The organism is Photobacterium lucens, assembly GCF_009873615.1.
GTDB classification, from domain to species: domain Bacteria; phylum Pseudomonadota; class Gammaproteobacteria; order Enterobacterales; family Vibrionaceae; genus Photobacterium; species Photobacterium lucens.
This window is the reverse complement of record NZ_SSMG01000094.1, coordinates 1-1,049: the sequence shown is the minus strand read 5'-3', so window position 1 is coordinate 1,049 and position 1,049 is coordinate 1. Positions and strand designations below refer to the sequence as shown.

The window sequence follows — 1,049 nt, the reverse complement described above, 5'->3', positions numbered from 1 at the left end:
GTTTATTTCTGTAAAAATATATCTAGATGATTTTGTTGAGTATGCGAACCACATAACACCAGATTACCTTTTTCCTTCTAAGGATGAAGACTCTTTCTTAGCTGAGTTATTAAAAGTTAAAAAAGATAAAAAATTAAAGAGCATTGTTCCATTTGAACTAAAAAACTAACAATAAATTTAAGAGTGATTCACAACGCTCGGCGCTTTCACTTCAAGCAAGTTTAGTGTTTATGGCACAATGCGTTAGGGGAGGTGTTAGCGTTGTTCACACCTTAATGCGGCGTTATATGCTTCCCGCGAAAATATAAAAGATACGGAGTTTTCATGATTGAGTCATTGCTGAAATATGCTCCACTAATTTCTGCATTTATGCCGCTATTAGTGATCGTTTTGACAGGCTTTTGGGTTAATAAACGTTTGGAGAAGATAAAGAGTCGGTTGCAACTTGATCATTCGATTATCGAAAAACGTGCGGCGATATACGCATCGGTGCAAGATGAAATTAATACTATATATTCATACATACTTCGAGTGGGTGATTGGAAAGAGTACACACCTACAGACATCTTAGAGTGCAAACGAAAAGTGGATAAGACTTTTCACTCAACACAGCCTTATTGGTCGAAAGAAGCTTTTGAAGCATATCAACAGTTTATAAAGGTGTCTTTTAAGGCATATCGAGGTCATGGTAAAGACGCTGGTATTATCGCTAAAGTTGAACGCTATCAAAGGCTCGATAATTGGAAGCCTAGTTTTTCTGAATCATTTGAAAGTGGTTATGATAAAGAAAGGTTGATTGCAGCAAACCAATCACTAATGAGTTCTTTGTCTAAAGATTTTGGTATCAATTAGTACGCATATAACAAACAATTTAAGAGTGATTCAGCACGCTTGGCATTTTTGGTTTGGGTCGAGTTCAGTGTTTACGGTGGTCAAATTGAGTGTTGTGGTCACGTGCTTCACACCTTAATTGGGCGTTGATATGACCCCCACTGTCAATTAAAACGTAGAAGTTTCTGCTCCCACATTTCCAGAGCCTTACTTGTAAA

1 protein-coding gene is annotated in these 1,049 nt (G+C 37.1%); it reads left to right on the top strand.

Translation table 11 applies throughout. The features are described from left to right. The first annotated feature begins 324 nt into the window (after positions 1–324). On the top strand, positions 325–852 hold the full coding sequence (locus E5A76_RS04945; RefSeq protein ID WP_161118266.1) for a hypothetical protein: 528 nt from the start codon (positions 325–327) through the stop codon (positions 850–852). Positions 853–1,049 lie beyond the last annotated feature (197 nt).